Source organism: Lentzea sp. NPDC006480 (assembly GCF_040611995.1).
GTDB lineage: Bacteria > Actinomycetota > Actinomycetes > Mycobacteriales > Pseudonocardiaceae > Lentzea.
Window position 1 is genome coordinate 25,663 of record NZ_JBEXPJ010000064.1, and the last position, 16,771, is coordinate 42,433.

Consider the following 16,771-nt stretch of genomic DNA (forward strand, 5'->3'; position numbering starts at 1 on the left):
TTTACTCCCCAGTAACAACCCTGTGTGATCTACGTCATGGTCAAGGAGGACCAGCGTGCGACGATCACTTGTTTTAGTCCTGGTACTCCTCACATCCCTGCTCGGTGCTCCGGTTGCCCTCGCGGCTCCCGGCAGCTCCATCTCCTACAAGTCGATCTCCGGCGTCGGTGGCACCACCCTGAAGGCCTTCGTCGTCGAACCGACCGGAATCGGCAACGGTCCCTTCCCGTTGCTCGTCATGCCGTCCAGCTGGGCGGTGCCCGACATCGAGTACGTCGGCGCGGCCGCCAAGCTCGCCAAGGAGTCCGGCTACGTCGTGGTGAGCTACACCAGCCGCGGCTTCTGGGACTCCGGCGGTGAGATCGACATCGCCGGCCCGGACACGGTCGGCGACGTCAGCAAAGTCATCGACTGGGCCATCGCCAACGCGAAAGCCGACGGCACGAAGGTCGGCGTCGCCGGGATCTCCTACGGCGCTGGTCAATCGCTCCTCGCGGCGGCCAACGACAAGCGCATCAAGGCGGCGGCCGCGTTGAGCACGTGGACCGACCTGGCCCGCTCGCTCTACCCGAACGCCACCGTGAACAAGCAGGCCGTGGAGGTCCTGCTCGCGGCAGGGCACGCCACCGGACGTCCCGGCCCCGTCCTGAACGAGGCGGAGGACGCCTATCGCGACGGCAGGTTCTGGGAGGTCGTGCCGATCTCCGCGGGCCGTTCGGCAGCCTCGAAGATCGACCAGATCAACGCCAACGGCACCGCCGTGCTGCTCGGCAACGCCTGGAACGACGGCATCTTCGCGCCGGGCCAGGTCGCCGACTTCTACGGCAAGCTCACCGGCCCCAAGCGACTCATGCTCTCGCCGGGCGACCACGCCACCGCCGAACTGTTCGGCGCGGCAGGCCTGCCCAACGAGATCTGGGAGTCGGTCGGCCGCTGGTTCGACCGCTACGTCAAGGGCTCGGCCAACGGCGTCGACGCCGAACAACCCGTGCAGCTCAAGCCCAACAACGGCGGCACGTGGAAGAAGTTCGGCGCGTGGCCAGCAGGCGCCGCAGACACGATGCAGCTCGACGGCAAGAAGATCCACGCGGGCTGGAACACCGTCGCCGACAGCGGCGCGATCCTGCTCTCCGGTGCGCTGCAAGGGTTCCTGAACATCCCGACCGGGGTGTCGCTGCCGTTCATCGACCGCAACCTCGCGGGCGTGTGGGGCGGTCCGCAGTACCCGAACGGCGCAACGCTCGCCGGCACGCCGAAGCTCAGCCTGACGGTGACGCCGAGCGCGGAGACCACCACGTTGTTCGCGTACCTGTACGAGGTCGGACCGCTGGGCCTGGGCTCGTTGATCACGCACAAGCCGGTCAAGGTGACCGGTGCGGGCCGCACGCAGACGCTCGACGTCGAGCTCGAGCCGACCGTGTGGAACGTGGGCGCGGGCAACCGGATCGCACTGGTGATCGACACGGTCGATCCCCGCTATCTAACGGAATCGACACGGGGATCGACCGTCACGTTCGGACCGTCGAGCTTGACGGTGCCGAAGGCGTAAGAATGTCCGGGTGGACCTCACCCGGCAGCAGGTGCTCTTCCACCGGATCCATCAGCACGAGCTGGACCGGCGGATCTCCGACGCGGCCGAGCTGGCGGTGTTCTCCCTGGGCGTCCAGGACAACACCACCGGTTCGGCCGTGCTGAGCCTCGCCGCCCGACTCGCCGAGCCCTCCGTGGACGAGTTCGTCGTGACCTGGTCCGTGCGCGGCGCTCCCCACCTGCACCGCGCCGGAGAACTGAAGGCGTTCGCCCGCGCGCTGTGGCCGTGGAGCGACAAGGACGCCCTGGCCCGCGCCTCCCGCCCGAAGGTCGACGACATGCTGGCGTCGCTGCGGCACATCGCCACCGCGATGCGGTCCATCGTCACCAAGCCGACGACAAAGGGCGATCTCAGCAAGGCCCTGACCCCGTTGGCGCCCAAGCAGACGATCGAAGCCTGCCGCAGCTGTCAGACCGAGCACGTCAGCGACCCGATCTTCCGGCTCGGCGCGCTGCCGGCCGGGCTGCGGATCATCCCCGGCGAGAAGACCGTGACGTTCGAACGGATCCACGGCTGGCCGGGAGTCCCGCGCAAGACCGCCGGTTTCCACGAGCTGGTGCACCGCTACCTCACGTTGCACGGCCCGGCCGGACCGTCCGAAGTGGCCGGTTACTTCGGCACGACCACCCGCGAGGTCAAGAAGCAGTGGCCCGCGGAAGGCCTGGTCGAGGTGACCGTCGAGGGCCGGCAGGCGTGGCTGCCGGAAGACGTGGAGATCGCCGACGCCGAACCACCGGACGTGCGCCTGCTCCCGCCGACCGACCCGTACCTGCAGGCTCGTGACCGGGACCTGCTGCTGCCGGACAAGGCCGCCCAGAAGGACATCTTCCGCATCCTGGGCCGCCGCGGCGCGATCCTGGTCGACGGCGAGATCGCGGGCTCCTGGCAGGGCAGGGTGGTGTCCGGCAAGCGGTTCGAGGTGACTGCCACGCCGTACCGCCCGCTGCCGGATCTCCTGCCGGAGGCCCAGATCCTCGCTCAGGCCAAGGGACTAGACGACGCAAGCGTCAAGAGCAACTGACACGTCGTCGGTCACCACGAGTGACTTCAACGCCGCGTGCGAGACGAAACCCTTGTCCCGCAACTCGGTCAGCCACTCGACAAGTCCCTTGTAGTGGTTGTCGACGTCCAGCAGCACGACCGGCTTCTGGTGCATGCCGAGCACCCCGGCCGTCCACACCTCGAAGAACTCCTCCGCGGTCCCGATGCCACCTGGCAACGTGAGGAACGCGTCCGCCTTGTCGTCCATCATCTTCTTGCGCTCGCGCATGGTGTCGACGACGTGCAGCTCCGTCGACTCCCGGTCCGCGATCTCCCTGGTGGCCAGCCCCTTGGGGATCACCCCGTAGGTGTGCGCCCCGCCGGCACGAGCCTCCCGAGCCACCGCGCCCATCATCGACGTCTGCCCGCCGCCCCAGACCAGGTTCCAGCCGCGGCTCGCGATCTGGCGCCCCACCTCGGCCGCGAGGTCGACATAGCTCTGCGGCACCGTGCTCAACGACCCGCAGTACACAGCGACATACATCAGTGCGAGTCCGCCCATGCCTGGTGTGCTTCCTTGACCACGCGCACCGCGTCGTCGATGTCGTCCGTCAGGTGCAGCAGCGCGAGGTCCTTCTCCCCCACCTTGCCACCTTCGAGAACCGCGTCCCTGATCCAGTCGTACAGCCCCTGCCAGTACGACTTCCCGAACAACACCACCGGGAACTTCGTGACCTTCTTGGTCTGCACCAACGTCAGCGCCTCGAACAGCTCGTCCAGCGTGCCGAAACCACCCGGCAAACAGATGAACGCCTGCGAGTACTTGATGAACATCGTCTTGCGCACGAAGAAGTACCGGAAGTTCACCCCGAGATCGACCCACGGGTTGAGCCCCTGCTCGAACGGCAGCTCGATGCCGAGCCCGATCGAGAACCCACCGGCCTCCGAGCACCCCCGGTTGACCGCCTCCATCGCACCTGGCCCACCACCGGTGATGGCCGCGAAGCCGGCCTCGGCCAGCGCCTTCCCGAGGTCACGCCCGAGCTGGTACTCGGGGTGGTCCCGCCCGGTCCGCGCCGATCCGAACACCGTCACCGCACTGGGCACCTCGGCCAGCGCCCCAAACCCCTCCACGAACTCGGCCTGGATCCGCAGCACCCGCCACGGATCCGTGTGCACCCAGTCCGAGGGCCCACGAGAATCCAGCAACCGCTGGTCGGTCGTGGTCAACTCGTCCCGGCGCCCGCGCCGCAGCACTACCGGCCCGCGCATCTTCTCCTTGGGACGTTCGTCCACAACACCGTTCTTGTCTTCCGTCATCTGAAATCCTCCGAGAAGCCCCCGCCCGTCATGGCGGGGAGGAATCGGACCCATGCGAAGCGGTGGCACGGATCGACGCTCACTGTCCTGGCAACACGGCGATGGCGACCGTCCGCGTTGGGACGCAAAGCAGTTTGCTGGTTTGTGAACGGTGAATGGGCAGGTGAAGCGGGCGTTTCGGTATCGCTTCCATCCGACCGAAGCGCAAGCATTGGAGCTTTCGCGTACTTTCGGGTGTGTTCGCAAGGTGTACAACCTGGCGTTGCAGGCTCGCACAGAGGCGTGGACGCAGCGCGGGGAACGGGTCGGTTACAACGCCATGTCGGCGTTGCTGACGGCCTGGAAGCGCACCGAAGAGCTGCCATTTCTCAGCGACGTGTCGTCGGTGCCGCTGCAGCAGGCGTTGCGACATCTGCAGACAGCGTTCTCCCAGTTCTTCGCCAAGCGTGCCCGATATCCGCGGTTCAAGTCGCGGAAGAAGTCGCGTGCCAGCGCCGAGTACACGCGGTCGGCGTTCCGCTGGCGTGACGGGGTGTTGATCCTGGCGAAGCTGGCCGAGCCGCTGGACATCCGCTGGTCGAGGCCGCTGCCCGAAGGGGCGACGCCCTCGACGGTGACGGTGTCGCGGGACGCGGCAGGACGCTGGTTCGTTTCCCTGCTGTGCGAAGACGCTGGTGTACGGCCATTTCCCACCACTGATGCGGTGGTGGGCATCGACGCCGGTCTCGATCACCTGCTGGTCCTGTCGACCGGGGAGAAGATCGGCAATCCCCGGCACGAACGCCGCGACAGCAAACGCCTGGTCAGGGCTCAGCGGGCCTTGTGCCGCAAGCAGCCTGCCAGCAGCAACCGGGACAAGGCCCGCGTCAAGGTCGCCCGTGTGCACGCCCGGATCACCGATCGACGCACGGACTTTCTGCACAAGATCACTACTCGGCTCGTGCGTGAGACCCAAACGCTCGTGATCGAGGATCTGGCGGTGTCCAACATGGTCGGTAACCGTCGTCTCGCCCGTGCAATCAGAGATGCGGGCTGGCGGCAGTTCCGGCAACTGCTGGAGTACAAAGCGCGCTGGTACGGGCGGGACGTGATCGTGGTGGATCGCTGGTTCCCGTCGTCCAAGTTGTGCTCGGTCTGCGGCGCGCTCGCGGAGGCGATGCCGGTGCGCCTGCGCACCTGGGCCTGTGGCTGCGGCACGATCCACGACCGGGACGTGAACGCGGCACGCAACATCCTGGCCGCCGGGCTGGCGGCGACAGTCTGTGGAGCCGACGTAAGACCTCAACGGAACACTCCGGGCGGGCGGACGGTGACGAAGCAGAAAACCCTGCGGCGCGAGCCATAGGACTCCTCCTCGTTCACGAGGAGGAGGAAGTCAACACTGAGATATTAGTGATCAGGCAAGCAAAAATCGCTCAAGCACGTCGAAACACCCGGTGATCTGACGGACCGGCACGTTCTCTTCCTTGGTGTGCGCCAACGTCGGATCCCCAGGCCCGAAATTGACCGCGGGCATCCCCAACGCCGCGAACCGCGCGACATCCGTCCACCCGAGCTTCGCCACCGGCGTCCCTCCAGCGGCCCGCACGAGCTCCTGCGCCGCGGGCGCCCCGAGCCCGGGCAACGCACCCCCGGCAACGTCGGTAACCGTCACGTCGAAGCCTTCGAAGACCTCACGCAGATGCTGTTCCGCCTGCTCCGCCGTCCGGTCAGGCGCAAACCGGTGGTTGACCGTCAGCACGGCCTCGTCCGGCACCACGTTGCCGGCCACCCCACCGCTGATCTTCACGGCCTGCAGTCCCTCGTGGTACTGACACCCGTCAATCTCCGGCTGCCGAGGCACATACGCCTCCAGCCGCCGCAACGCCTCGCCCATCCCGTGGATGGCGTTCTCGCCCATCCACGCTCTCGCGGTGTGCGCCCGCTTCCCGGTAGTCCTGATCTCGATCCGCATCGTGCCCTGACATCCGGCCTCGACCGTCCCGTTGGACGGCTCGCAAACGATCGCGAGGTCGCCCGTCAACCAGTCTTCGAGGTCGCGCTGAATACGAGTGAGCCCGTTCCGCTCGGCCTCGATCTCCTCGCAGTCGTAGAACACGAACGTCAGGTCGTGCCGCGCCTCAGCACTGCGAGCCGCGATCCCGAGCATGACCGCGTCCCCGCCCTTCATGTCCACAGTCCCGCACCCGTGCAAGATCTCGCCCTCGCGCCGGCTCGGAAAGTTCTGGTTGATCGGCACCGTGTCCAAATGCCCGGCCAGCACAACCCGGCGTTCCCGCCCGAGGTTCGTCCGCGCCAACACAGCGTTCCCCGATCGAGTGATCTCAAGATGCGGCGCATGCACCCGCAGCGATCGCTCCACCAGATCCGCGATCTCCGCCTCCTCCCCGGACACGCTGCGCACATCCACCAACGCGGTCGTCAACTCAACGGGGTCAGCGAAGAGATCAAGGGTGTCCGACACCCCCCAACCCTACTAAGCCCACTTGGGCACTGGTCCGTTCAGCCGATACCGTGCGCAGCGTGATCAAGCGCACACTCCTGGTCATCCCCTTGCTCCTCATGACCACGGGCTGCGGCGATCCCCCAGCAGCCTGCGACCGCCAGTGCGGCGAAATCCGCACCCTCTTCACCGCCCCCTGCGCCTCGCAGCACAGCGGCACCCCGGCGGACTGCGCGGCCTGGGTGACCCGAGTGAGCTCGATGACCCGCAAACTGGACAAGGCGCTTCAGGGCAAACACGTCCAAGACGACGTGAGCGAGGTCCTCCCCCGCCTGATGACCGCAGTAGGCGACTTCGAGGCCCACAAGTGCGCCGACGTCAACGTCGACAACGTCTCCAGCACCGACGCCCGCCAGTCCAAGTGCAATGAGGCCCTGATCGCCACCAGGGGCGACCTGGGCTCCCTCTACTTCTCGGCGGACGTACCGGATTGAGATCGACCGCCGTTGGTGAGGCTTCGGGCCACGCGCAGGACGCCGAAGGCGGCCCGGACTAGGCTCGGCCCCGTGAGCACCGCATACGGCATCGGCCTGGCCACAGTGACCCCGGACGGCACCGTCCTAGACACCTGGTACCCGTCCCCTGCCCTCACCGACGCCCCAGCAGAGGTGGCGGCCGAGGTGGCAGCAGAGTCAGCAGGCCTGACCACCACCCGCGTCTCCTCCGCCGAAGTCGCGGAAGCTCTGGGCGAGTCAGCGGCGAAACTCCTGGGCGAGGACCCGGAGCGCAACGTCGAGGTGGTCGGTGTGAAGGTCACCACAGACCTGACCCAGCCCCCACGAGACACCTACGACGTCTGGCTCAGGCTCCACCTCCTCAGCCACCGCCTGATCAAGCCCCACGGCGCCAACCTCGACGGCCTCTTCGGTCTCCTGACCAACGTCGTCTGGACCAACCACGGCCCCTGCGCGGTGGACGGCTTCGAGCAGACGAGGACCCGCCTGCGCGTACGCGGCCCAGTCACCGTCTACGGCATCGACAAGTTCCCCCGCATGGTCGACTACGTGGTCCCCGCGGGAGTCCGAATCGCGGACGCGGACCGAGTCCGCCTGGGCGCCCACCTGGCCGCCGGCACCACCGTCATGCACGAGGGATTCGTCAACTTCAACGCGGGCACCCTCGGCACCAGCATGGTCGAGGGCAGGATCTCCGGCGGCGTGATCGTCGGCGACGGCTCGGACGTGGGCGGCGGCGCCTCGATCATGGGCACCCTGTCCGGTGGCGGCAAGCAGGTCATCTCCGTGGGCGAACGCTGCCTCCTCGGCGCCAACGCGGGTCTGGGCATCTCCCTGGGCGACGACTGCGTGGTCGAAGCCGGCCTCTACATCACCGCGGGCACCAAGGTCACCGGCCCGAACGGCGAGGTCGTCAAGGCCCTCACCCTGAGCGGCCAGAACAACCTGCTCTTCATCCGCGACTCGGTCACCGGCACGGTCCTGGTCAAGCCCCGAAAAGGCACCGGTGTCGAACTGAACGCCGCGCTGCACGCGAACGACTGAGCACAGCCGCTTTCAGGGAGAATTCAGTGTCTGGGGCCCGGTCTGCTGAGGCAGGCTGGGCCCTTGCCGGCTCAGGGAGGTGCACGTGCTGAAACAGCGACTCGAGTTGAACGCTCGCGCCGCCATCGAGCGTGCCCTGGAGGGGGCGCAGTCGGAGGACTCCTTCGTGGAGTTCAAGACCCAGTGGCCGATCGACCACGGCAAAGCGGCCCGGCAGATCGCCGCCCTCTGCAACGCCGCCAGAGGTTCCGAGGCCATGTGGATCGTCGGTGTCGACGAGAAGGGCCGGTACGTCAAGGGCGCGCCGGCGGAGGAGCTGTCGAGCTGGTGGCCCAGGGTGGAGAGCCACTTCGACGGCGTCGCGCCCGGCCTGACGACGGTCGCGTTCGACTGGGCGCCACGACGCACGGTCGTCGTCCTGAGCCTGCAGACGGACAACGCGCCGTACGTGTTCGTGACGAAGAAGGAGCCCTACAGCAGGGAAATCCCGTGGCGCTCCGGCGAACGCACCAGAAGTGCCCGCCGCGGCGAGGTTCTGGAACTGCTGGTCCCCAAGCTGGACATGCCGGGCTGGGAGTTCGTCAGCGCCAGGGCCACCCTCAGCCAGCACTCGCCGACGCTGCGGTTCGAGGGCGACCTCTACCTGGAGACGAACCAGCCGCTGTCGCTCCCGCACCACCGCTGCCACTCGTACGCCACGTACGGGCTGGACAGCGAGACGGTCGACCTGGCCTTCAGCTTCCGCACGAACACGCGGGACGTGCGGGCGGTCGAGCGGGTCGTCCGGGTCGCGGAACCGGCCGTGCTGCACGTGAGCGCGGACGCGGACGTGGAGCTGGACGCGTTCCAGGACCTCTGGGACCTGCACTGGCACCTGGTGCTCGGTCTCGGCCTGAGCGGAGACTCGATCAGCACCAGCGTCCGGCTCACCACCGACGCGGTGCCGCCCAACCAGTTCACGCGAAGAGTCTGGTCCGCACTCAAGCCTTGAGGCGCTCGGCCGCTGCGGCAATGCGCTCGTCAGTGGCCGTGAGAGCGATTCGCACGTGCTTCTCCCCCGCAGGTCCGTAGAACGTGCCGGGAGCAGCGAGAATCCCGCGGTCGGCCAGCCAGGAGATCGTCTCCCAGGCGTCCTCACCGCGTGTCGACCACAGGTACAGCCCCGCCTCGGAGTGCGACACCGTGAACCCGGCCGCTTCCAGGGCGGGCTTCAGGACCTCACGACGAGCCAGGTACCGCGCACGCTGCTCAACGACGTGCGCGTCGTCCTCCAGCGCAGCCCGCATGGCCTCCTGCACCGGCCGCGGCACGATCATGCCCGCGTGCTTGCGCAGCTCCAACAGGCCCGCGATCAGCTCCGGGTCGCCGGTGATGAACCCGGCCCGGTACCCCGCCAGCGAGGACGACTTCGACAGCGAGTGCACGGCGAGAACACCGTCGAAAGAGTCCACAACGGACGGATGCAGCACCGACACCGGCGAGGCGTCCCACGGCAGCGCGAGGTAGCACTCGTCGGAAGCGACCACCGCGCCAACGGCCTGGGCGGCCTCAACAGCGTCACGCAGCTGCGCAGCGGACAACACGCGCCCGGTCGGGTTCGACGGCGAGTTCAGCCACACCAGCCGGGTGCCGGCCGGCGGCTTCTCCCCGTCGGCCAGGCGCACCACCGAAGCACCCGCCAGCAGCGCGCCGACCTCGTACGTCGGGTACGCCACGGACGGCACGGCCACGATGTCGCCGGGACCGACGCCGAGCAGCGTCGGCAGCCACGCCACCAGCTCCTTGGAGCCGATGGTGGGCAGCACCGCGTCAGCGGAAAGCCCCACGATCCCGTAGCGCCGCTCGACCGCGGCCACGAAGGCCGCGCGCAGCTCGGGAGTGCCGTGGGTCGTCGGGTAGCCGGGGATGTCGGCGACCGACTGCAGAGCGGACTGGATCACCGCGGGAACCGCGTCGACGGGCGTGCCGACGGACAGGTCGACCACGCCACCGGGGTGCTTGCGCGCCTTGGCGGCGTGGTCGGACAGCGAGTCCCACGGGAAGTCCGGCAGGGCCGGACCTCGGCGATTGATGATCAATGCCCCTCAGCCTGCGGCTCGAGCACCTTCACGAACTCCGGGTCGGCGGACACCTTGCCGACCTTCGACGCGCCACCCGGCGAGCCGAGCTCGACGAAGAAGTCCGCGTTCGCCTTGGTGTAGTCCTTCCACTCGTCGGGGACGTCGTCCTCGTAGTAGATGGCTTCCACCGGGCACACCGGTTCGCACGCACCACAGTCCACGCACTCGTCCGGGTGGATGTAGAGCATCCGGTCGCCTTCGTAGATGCAGTCGACAGGGCACTCTTCGATGCACGCCTTGTCGAGCAGGTCTACGCACGGCTGGGCGATCACATAAGTCACTGCGCTCTCCAACTTCATCTGGTCACACCGCGCAAGCCGGAGAGTACGCGGCACGTTCGAGTATCACCCGGTCAGGCTTGCCTTAGCGGCACGGTGTTCCACGTCACTCCATCAGCTGAGACGGGCTTGGGACAGGATGAACGCGTGCACACCGTGGATCACCTGGAATCGCTCTGCGCGCAAGCATGGCCCGCCCTGGCAGAAGTTCAGCTAGGAGACTGGTTGATGCGCGCCGCAGACGGGTTCACCGGTCGCGCCAACAGCACGCTGACCTGCGGTGATCCCGGCATGCCGATTCCGGACGCGCTCGCCGCGACCGCGGGGTTCGCGCGCGAGCACGGCATCAAACCCACCGCGCACGTGGTGAACGCCTCAAGCAGCGAACGAGCGATCCGGGACGCGGGCTGGATCGTGGATCTCGATCACCCCGGCGGCGCGGAGTCGCTGGTGATGACCGGTCCGCTGGAGAAGTTCGCCGACGGCGTAGCGGAAAGTCGTGATCTTCCCGGATGGTGGGAACTCACGGCCGGATCCGAGGTCTCCGCCGCCCAGCGGCACGTGCTCGGTTCGAGCGAGAACCTCTGCTTCGCGAGCCTCACCGAGGGGGGCGCGGTCGTCGCGGCCGTCCGGGGCGCGGTCGTCGAGGACGTGCTGCACGTCGCCCGCCTCGCCGTGCGGCCGTCACACCGCCGCAAGGGCCTGGCGCGGCAGCTGATGGGCGAACTGGCGGGTTGGGGCCTCGACCAGGGTGCCACGACGTGCGCACTGCAGGTGGCCGAGCACAACGAGGCGGCGATCCGGCTCTACGAGGAGCTCGGCTGCACCGAACACCACCGCTACCGCTACTGGGTGCCCGCGGTCTCGTAGAGGCCGGGCCGGTTGGCGGCGTTGCGCGCCATCACGGCACCCACGGCCACCGCACCCGTCAACGCGCCGCCGGCGAGCATCAGCAGACCCCGCCAGTCCTGCAGCAGCAGGTACGGGCTGCCGCTGGCGTGGCCGGGTTCGAGGTAGCCGAAGACCATCAGCGTCAGGAACCAGATGATCAACGGCAGCGCGGCGGACAGCACCCGCTCGGACAGCGCGGCCGCCCACTGCACCAGCAACGGCGTGGTGACGGCGGCCACCACGATCATGATCGGGAACGGGAAGTCCCCCAGCTTCGGCAGCAGCGTGCCGTCGAAGCGCAGGGGCAGGAACATCGTTTCCAGCACGGCGAGCATTGCTGCCTCTGCGCAGAGGAGCAGCAACAAGAACACTCGCGCGCTAGCGCGGTGACCGCTAACCGTTGCCGCGTTGTTCTGGTGGTCAGACGGGTGCATCGTGGTCCCACCCCCGCGTCCTCATATCGGGCATATGGGGGCGCGGGGGTGGGGCCGCGAGGTGCCCTGCTGAGCGCCAGAACAACCCGGTGACGATTGCGGTCATCGCGCTACCGGTCACCCAGTCCTCCGAACAGATCTGTGGCCGCGCCCTCCGCGGAGCCCTTGGCCAGCACGTAGAACTCCGCGCCGACCAGCGGCTGCGCGATGTTGTTCGACAGCGCGTACCCGCCGTCCCACACACTGACCTGCGTCGAGTGTGCACGCAACGCGCGTCGCTTCGCCGTCAGGTGCTCGGACACGTCGACAACCGTTGTGATCTCTTCATCTGGCGTCACCGGCAGCTCGCCGGGCTCAGGCAGCCGGAACGCCTCCGGCACGTTCTCCAGCGCGGCCACACCGGCGTTCGTCGCGTCGCGGGACGTCACCGCGTAGAACACCCGCTCGACGTCGGAAACGACAGCGCACGCGGCCACGGTGATCTCGTGCGCGCGGATGTGGTCCGGGTGGCCGTAGCCGCCGAACGCGTCGTAGCTCACGACGACCTGAGGCTTGACCTCGCGCAGGATCTCGACCAGCTGGGCGGTCTGGTCGTCGAGGGATCCCTGGATGAACGCGCGCGCCTTCGCGTTGGACGGCACGTCGACCATGCCGGAGTCACGCCACCTGCCGATGCCGCCGAGGAACCTGTGGTCGGTCACGCCCAGCGCGGCGCAGGCTGATCTCAGCTCGCCGACGCGGTACCCGCCCAGCTGGTCGGCTTCCCTCGCGGCCAGGTGGGCGAGTGCGGGCGGGATGATCTCGCCCTCTTCCCCCAGCGTGCAGGTGATGACCGTGACGTGCGCGCCCGCTGAGGCGTAGCGCGCGATGGTGCCGCCAGTCCAGAGACTCTCGTCGTCCGGGTGGGCATGCACGAAGAGCAACCGTGGTGGGGCAGTCAGCGTCACTGAAACAGAGTAAAGGCCGCCCTCATCAGTTGATAAAGGCGGCCTTTGCTAAGGATCTCATTTGGTCAGCGATGCGCTTAAACCACCGAACGTTCCTCCGCGAAGTGGCACGCGGACAACGTTCCGTCCGGCCCACCGCGCAGTTCCAGCTTCGGTTCCTCGGTGGCGCAGATGTCCTGCGCCTTCCAGCACCGCGTCCGGAACCGGCATCCCGACGGCGGATTGACCGGCGACGGCACGTCACCCGTCAGCACGATCCGCTGTCGCTTGCGCTCCTGCTTGGGATCCGGCATCGGAACCGCCGACAGCAACGCCTGCGTGTACGGGTGCATCGGCCTGCTGTAGATGGTCTCCCGCTCGCCCATCTCGATGATCTTGCCGAGGTACATCACCGCGACCCGGTCCGAGATGTGCCGCACCACCGAGAGGTCGTGCGCGACGAAGAGGTACGCGAGCCCGAGCCGATCCTGCAGCTCCTCCAACAGGTTCACGACACCGGCCTGCACCGAGACGTCCAAAGCGGACACCGGCTCGTCCAGCACCATGAAGCGCGGGTTCAGCGCCAGTGCGCGGGCGATGCCGATGCGCTGCCGCTGACCGCCGGAGAACTCGTGCGGATAACGGTTGCGGTGCTCGGGGTTCAGACCCACGAGCTCCATCAGCTCGTTGACCCGCCGCTGCACGCCGCCCTCGACACCGTGGATCCGCAACGGTTCCGCGATGATGTCGTTGACCTGCCACTTGGGGTTCAGCGACGCGTACGGGTCCTGGAAGACGATCTGGATGTCCTTGCGCAACGGCCGCAGCTGCTTGTTGGTCATGGACGTGAGCTCGCGGCCCTCGAACTTCACCGAGCCCGAGGTGGGCTTGTGCAGCTGGAGGATCGCGCGCCCGGTCGTGGACTTGCCGCAGCCGGACTCGCCGACCAGGCCGAGCGTCTCACCGGGGTGCAGGGTGAACGAGACACCGGACACGGCCTGCACCGTGCCGATGCTGCGCGGGATGATTCCCTTGCCCCGCACGGGGAACTCCTTGACGAGGTCGGTGACCTCCAGCAGTGGCGCGGTCACTTCGCCTCCTCATCAGAAACCAGAGTTCCGTGCACGGCAGTCACTTCGAGCGACTCGTCGGGGTTGGCCGCGGCGAACACCGCCGGGTTCTCGATCGTGCCGATCTCCTCGTGCAGGAACAGCCGCTGCGGCTGCTCGATCGTCACCAGGTGCTCCCAGCGGTGGCACCGCGTCGTGTGGTTCGCGGCGCCCGCCTCCTCCAGCAGCGGCTCCCACTCGTGGCACACGTCCGCGACGAGCGGGCAGCGCGGCGAGAACGAGCAACCGGTCGGCAGGTTCACCAGGGACGGCGGCGCGCCCTTGATCGGGGTGAGCCGCTTGCCCAGCGAGGCCGGGTTCGGCACCGAGCCCAGAAGTCCCACGGTGTAAGGCATCCGCGGCCGTTCGAAGACGTCGTCGACCGGGCCGGACTCGACCACGGTGCCGCCGTACATCACCTGCACGCGGTTGACCATGCCCGCGACCACGCCGAGGTCGTGGGTGATCATCACGATCGCCGCGTCGGTCTCCTTCTGCAGCCTCAGCATCGTGTCCAGGATCTGCGCCTGCACGGTCACGTCGAGCGCGGTGGTCGGCTCGTCGGCGATGATCACGCTGGGGTCGTTGATGATCGCCATCGCGATGACCACGCGCTGCCGCATGCCGCCGGAGAACTCGTGCGGGTACTGGGAAGCGCGCTTGTCCGGCTGCGGGATGCCGACCAGCTCCAGCGACTCGACCGCCTTGGCCCACGCCGCCTTCTTCGAGACGTCGTGGTGCGCGCGGTAGGTCTCGGCGAGCTGCCACCCCACGGTGTAGACGGGGTTCAGCGACGTCATCGGGTCCTGGAAGATCATCGAGATGTGCTTGCTGCGGAACGGCTGCATCTGCTTGTAGGTGCGGCCGTTCAGCTCCTCACCGCGGTAGCGGATCGAACCTTCGATGACGGCGTTCTTCGGCAGCAGGCCCATGATCGCCATGGAGGACACGGACTTGCCGGAACCCGACTCGCCGACGATCCCCAGCACGTCGCCGGAGTTCAGGTCGAACGAGACGTCGCGCACGGCGCGGACATCACCGTCGTCGGTCGGGAACGTGACGCTCAGGTTCTTCACCGAGAGCAGCGGCGCGGTGGTGTCACCGGAGGGCATGAAGTCCTCCGACAGTTCGGAAACACTGGTCATCAGGCACGCACCTTCGTCTGCCTCGGGTCGAACGCGTCGCGCAGGCCGTCACCGATGAAGTTGACGGCCAGGGAGAGCGACACGAGCACGATGAACGGACCCCAGAACAGCCACGGCCGGTTCAGGAACTGCCCGTAGTTCTCCAGCACGATCACGCCGAGCGAGGTGTCCGGGGGCTGGACGCCCAGTCCCAGGAACGACAGCGCGGCCTCGGTGAGCACCGCGCTCGCGATCGCCAGCGTGGCGTTGACGGTGATGCTGCCGATCATGTTCGGCACCAGGTGCTTGAAGATGATCCGCGGCGTCGACGCGCCACAGGCCCGCGCTGCCTCGATGAACTCCCGCTGTGCCAAGGAAAGCGTCTCACCGCGGGTGATGCGGGCGATCTGCATCCAAGCGAATGACGCGAGCACCAGCGCGACGACGTACCAGCTGCCGGAGAAGCCCTTGACGACGATCGCGGCGACCGCGATCTGCGGGATGATCAGCAACAGGTCGACCAGCCGCATCAGCGCCGTGTCGACGAAACCGCGCAGATAGCCGGCCAGTGCACCGAAAACCACGCCGATGGCGGTCGCCAGCGCGGCCACGATCAACGCGATCTGCAGCGAGTAGCCGGTACCGCGCATGAGCAGTGCCAGCATGTCCTTGCCGACCTGGGTGGTGCCGAGCGGGTGGACGCCGCTCATCGGCTGGTAGGACTTGCTGGACACGTCCTCGAAGTCGTAGGTCCAGATGAACGGGCCGAGGAACGCGAACAGCACGAGGAGCACGAACACGCCGAAGCTCACCATCGCGAGCCGGTGGCGCAGGAAGCGCCCCAGCACGAGCTGACCCTGCGTGCGGGTCTTGGTGGCGTCGAACTCGTGCGCGTCGGACTGCGGAGCGCTGTTCACCACGCCGCCCTCGGACGCCAAGTTGATGTTAGCCAAGGCGAATCCTAGGGTCGAGGATGCCGTACACGATGTCGGCGATCAGGTTGAACAGCACGATCAGGGTCGCGGTGACGGCGAGCCAGCCCATCAGCATGGGCGGGTCGAACTGCCGCACGGAGCTCACCAGCAGCGTGCCCATGCCGGCCCAGCCGAACACCGTCTCGGTGATGATCGCGCCCGAGAGCACGGCACCGAAGTTCAGCGAGAACAGCGTGGCGACGGGGATGAGCGCGTTGCGGAAGGCGTGCCGGAAGATCACCCGGCTCTGCGAGATGCCCTTCGCCCGCGCGGTGCGCACGAAGTCCGAGTGCAGGATCTCCAGCATCGAGGCGCGTTCGAACCGGCTGTACGCGGCGAAGCTGATCAGCATCAGCGCGATCGTCGGGAGCAGGAACGTGCCCGTGTACTTGAAGATCACGTCGCCGACGCTGCCGCTGAACCCTCCTGGCCGCGGACCCGCGGTGGTGAGCCAGCGCTCCAGCCCCATCGACTCCAGGACGTTGTTGAACTGGATGCCGTAGTTCTTGACGATGACCGCGACGCAGAAGATCGGCATCGAGAACATCAGGAACGCGGTGCTGGTGGCGAGGTAGTCGAAGATCGAGTACTGGCGCACGGCGGCGAGCACGCCGACCGAGACACCCAGGGTGAGAGCGAGGAGTTCGGCACCGATGACGAGTCGTCCGGTGGTCCACAGCGCGTCGGTGACGGCCGGGAAGACAGCGGTCTTGGCCTGGCCGAGGGCGATGCTCTGGCCCCAGTTACCGGACACGAAGTCGGTGAGCCAGTTCCAGTAGCGGACGACGACGGGCTTGTCGAGGCCGAGGGAGATCTCGGCGGCCTTGATGTCGGCTTCGGTGACACCGGGCCGGAATCGCATTTCCGCCAAGGGGTTTCCGGCGGTGGCGACGAGGACGTAACAGGCGAAGCTGCCGATCAGCAGGATGGGTATGGAGATCAGCAGGCGCCGGATGATGTAGCGGATCACGGGCGGGCTCCTAGGGGGCAACCCGGCTCGGGCGGGACCGGACTCGTGGTC

At 67.6% G+C, this 16,771-nt stretch carries 18 protein-coding genes; 7 read left to right on the forward strand and 11 right to left on the reverse strand.

Features of this window, described 5'->3' with window-relative positions:
* The first annotated feature begins 55 nt into the window (after nucleotides 1–55).
* Entirely contained in the window at nucleotides 56–1,549 is a 1,494-nt protein-coding gene (locus ABZX92_RS24325) for a CocE/NonD family hydrolase (RefSeq protein ID WP_355563511.1), read from the forward strand.
* A gap of 10 nt (nucleotides 1,550–1,559) precedes the next feature.
* On the forward strand, nucleotides 1,560–2,612 hold the full coding sequence (locus tag ABZX92_RS24330) for a winged helix DNA-binding domain-containing protein (protein ID WP_355563514.1): 1,053 nt from the start codon (nucleotides 1,560–1,562) through the stop codon (nucleotides 2,610–2,612).
* On the opposite strand, the gene ABZX92_RS24335 is transcribed toward ABZX92_RS24330, so the two are convergent.
* Both ABZX92_RS24335 and ABZX92_RS24340 read right to left on the reverse strand, forming a co-directional pair.
* On the reverse strand, nucleotides 2,583–3,116 hold the full coding sequence (locus ABZX92_RS24335; RefSeq protein ID WP_355563517.1) for a TIGR00730 family Rossman fold protein: 534 nt from the start codon (nucleotides 3,114–3,116) through the stop codon (nucleotides 2,583–2,585). The two genes, ABZX92_RS24330 and ABZX92_RS24335, sit on opposite strands and share 30 nt — an antisense overlap.
* Nucleotides 3,116–3,892, reverse strand: a complete 777-nt coding sequence (locus ABZX92_RS24340; protein WP_355563520.1) for a TIGR00730 family Rossman fold protein — start codon at nucleotides 3,890–3,892, stop codon at nucleotides 3,116–3,118. Before ABZX92_RS24340 ends, ABZX92_RS24335 begins: the two co-directional genes overlap by 1 nt.
* A gap of 163 nt (nucleotides 3,893–4,055) precedes the next feature.
* On the opposite strand from ABZX92_RS24340, the gene ABZX92_RS24345 reads away from it, so the two are divergent.
* Nucleotides 4,056–5,237 (forward strand): RNA-guided endonuclease TnpB family protein, encoded by a 1,182-nt coding sequence (locus tag ABZX92_RS24345; RefSeq protein WP_355563523.1) that lies wholly within the window; start codon nucleotides 4,056–4,058, stop codon nucleotides 5,235–5,237.
* A 51-nt stretch (nucleotides 5,238–5,288) separates the two neighbouring features.
* On the opposite strand, the gene dapE is transcribed toward ABZX92_RS24345, so the two are convergent.
* Nucleotides 5,289–6,356: a succinyl-diaminopimelate desuccinylase gene (dapE, locus tag ABZX92_RS24350; protein ID WP_355563526.1), complete on the reverse strand. Its 1,068-nt coding sequence runs from the start codon at nucleotides 6,354–6,356 to the stop codon at nucleotides 5,289–5,291.
* A 59-nt stretch (nucleotides 6,357–6,415) separates the two neighbouring features.
* Between dapE and ABZX92_RS24355 the strand changes: the two genes are divergently transcribed.
* The 3 genes from ABZX92_RS24355 (at nucleotide 6,416) to ABZX92_RS24365 (ending at nucleotide 8,885) form a co-directional block, all read left to right on the forward strand.
* On the forward strand, nucleotides 6,416–6,829 hold the full coding sequence (locus ABZX92_RS24355; protein WP_355563529.1) for a hypothetical protein: 414 nt from the start codon (nucleotides 6,416–6,418) through the stop codon (nucleotides 6,827–6,829).
* A 72-nt stretch (nucleotides 6,830–6,901) separates the two neighbouring features.
* Nucleotides 6,902–7,894, forward strand: a complete 993-nt coding sequence (gene dapD, locus ABZX92_RS24360; protein ID WP_355563532.1) for a 2,3,4,5-tetrahydropyridine-2,6-dicarboxylate N-succinyltransferase — start codon at nucleotides 6,902–6,904, stop codon at nucleotides 7,892–7,894.
* A gap of 85 nt (nucleotides 7,895–7,979) precedes the next feature.
* Nucleotides 7,980–8,885, forward strand: coding sequence for a hypothetical protein (locus ABZX92_RS24365; protein ID WP_156213904.1), 906 nt, complete (start codon nucleotides 7,980–7,982; stop codon nucleotides 8,883–8,885).
* Here the strand turns inward: ABZX92_RS24365 and dapC are convergent.
* Entirely contained in the window at nucleotides 8,875–9,966 is a 1,092-nt protein-coding gene (gene dapC, locus ABZX92_RS24370; protein ID WP_355563551.1) for a succinyldiaminopimelate transaminase, read from the reverse strand. The two genes, ABZX92_RS24365 and dapC, sit on opposite strands and share 11 nt — an antisense overlap.
* A gap of 2 nt (nucleotides 9,967–9,968) precedes the next feature.
* A complete protein-coding gene (gene fdxA / locus ABZX92_RS24375) occupies nucleotides 9,969–10,295 on the reverse strand; it encodes a ferredoxin (RefSeq protein ID WP_045318461.1) in 327 nt (108 codons plus the stop codon).
* 225 nt (nucleotides 10,296–10,520) lie between these two features.
* Between fdxA and ABZX92_RS24380 the strand changes: the two genes are divergently transcribed.
* Nucleotides 10,521–11,162 (forward strand): GNAT family N-acetyltransferase, encoded by a 642-nt coding sequence (locus tag ABZX92_RS24380; RefSeq protein ID WP_355563534.1) that lies wholly within the window; start codon nucleotides 10,521–10,523, stop codon nucleotides 11,160–11,162.
* Here ABZX92_RS24380 and ABZX92_RS24385 read toward each other — a convergent pair.
* From ABZX92_RS24385 to ABZX92_RS24410, 6 genes are all read right to left on the reverse strand, one after another.
* Nucleotides 11,138–11,554 (reverse strand): hypothetical protein, encoded by a 417-nt coding sequence (locus tag ABZX92_RS24385; RefSeq protein ID WP_355563537.1) that lies wholly within the window; start codon nucleotides 11,552–11,554, stop codon nucleotides 11,138–11,140. The genes ABZX92_RS24380 and ABZX92_RS24385 overlap by 25 nt on opposite strands.
* Nucleotides 11,555–11,727: 173 nt before the next feature.
* Complete coding sequence (gene mshB, locus ABZX92_RS24390; RefSeq protein WP_355563540.1) at nucleotides 11,728–12,564, reverse strand: N-acetyl-1-D-myo-inositol-2-amino-2-deoxy-alpha-D-glucopyranoside deacetylase; 837 nt, start codon at nucleotides 12,562–12,564, stop codon at nucleotides 11,728–11,730.
* A gap of 77 nt (nucleotides 12,565–12,641) precedes the next feature.
* Entirely contained in the window at nucleotides 12,642–13,634 is a 993-nt protein-coding gene (locus ABZX92_RS24395; protein WP_355563542.1) for a dipeptide ABC transporter ATP-binding protein, read from the reverse strand.
* The gene (locus ABZX92_RS24400) at nucleotides 13,631–14,764 is read right to left on the reverse strand and encodes an ABC transporter ATP-binding protein (RefSeq protein WP_355563553.1); all 1,134 of its coding nucleotides are present in this window, start codon (nucleotides 14,762–14,764) and stop codon (nucleotides 13,631–13,633) included. The genes ABZX92_RS24395 and ABZX92_RS24400 overlap by 4 nt, the downstream gene beginning before the upstream one ends.
* A 32-nt stretch (nucleotides 14,765–14,796) precedes the next feature.
* Nucleotides 14,797–15,696 carry an ABC transporter permease gene (locus ABZX92_RS24405; protein WP_355563556.1) on the reverse strand — a complete coding sequence of 300 codons (900 nt, stop codon included), beginning with the start codon at nucleotides 15,694–15,696 and terminating at the stop codon, nucleotides 14,797–14,799.
* 25 nt (nucleotides 15,697–15,721) lie between these two features.
* Nucleotides 15,722–16,720 carry an ABC transporter permease gene (locus tag ABZX92_RS24410; RefSeq protein WP_355563559.1) on the reverse strand — a complete coding sequence of 333 codons (999 nt, stop codon included), beginning with the start codon at nucleotides 16,718–16,720 and terminating at the stop codon, nucleotides 15,722–15,724.
* Between the last annotated feature and the right edge of the window lie 51 nt (nucleotides 16,721–16,771).

Coding starts and splice junctions, on each gene's coding strand:
- ABZX92_RS24335 (WP_355563517.1), bottom strand. CDS start 3,116: ATGTATGTCGCTGTGTACTGCGGGTCGTTGAGCACGGTGCCGCAGAGC.
- ABZX92_RS24340 (WP_355563520.1), bottom strand. CDS start 3,892: ATGACGGAAGACAAGAACGGTGTTGTGGACGAACGTCCCAAGGAGAAG.
- ABZX92_RS24380 (WP_355563534.1), top strand. CDS start 10,521: ATGCGCGCCGCAGACGGGTTCACCGGTCGCGCCAACAGCACGCTGACC.
- ABZX92_RS24400 (WP_355563553.1), bottom strand. CDS start 14,764: ATGCCCTCCGGTGACACCACCGCGCCGCTGCTCTCGGTGAAGAACCTG.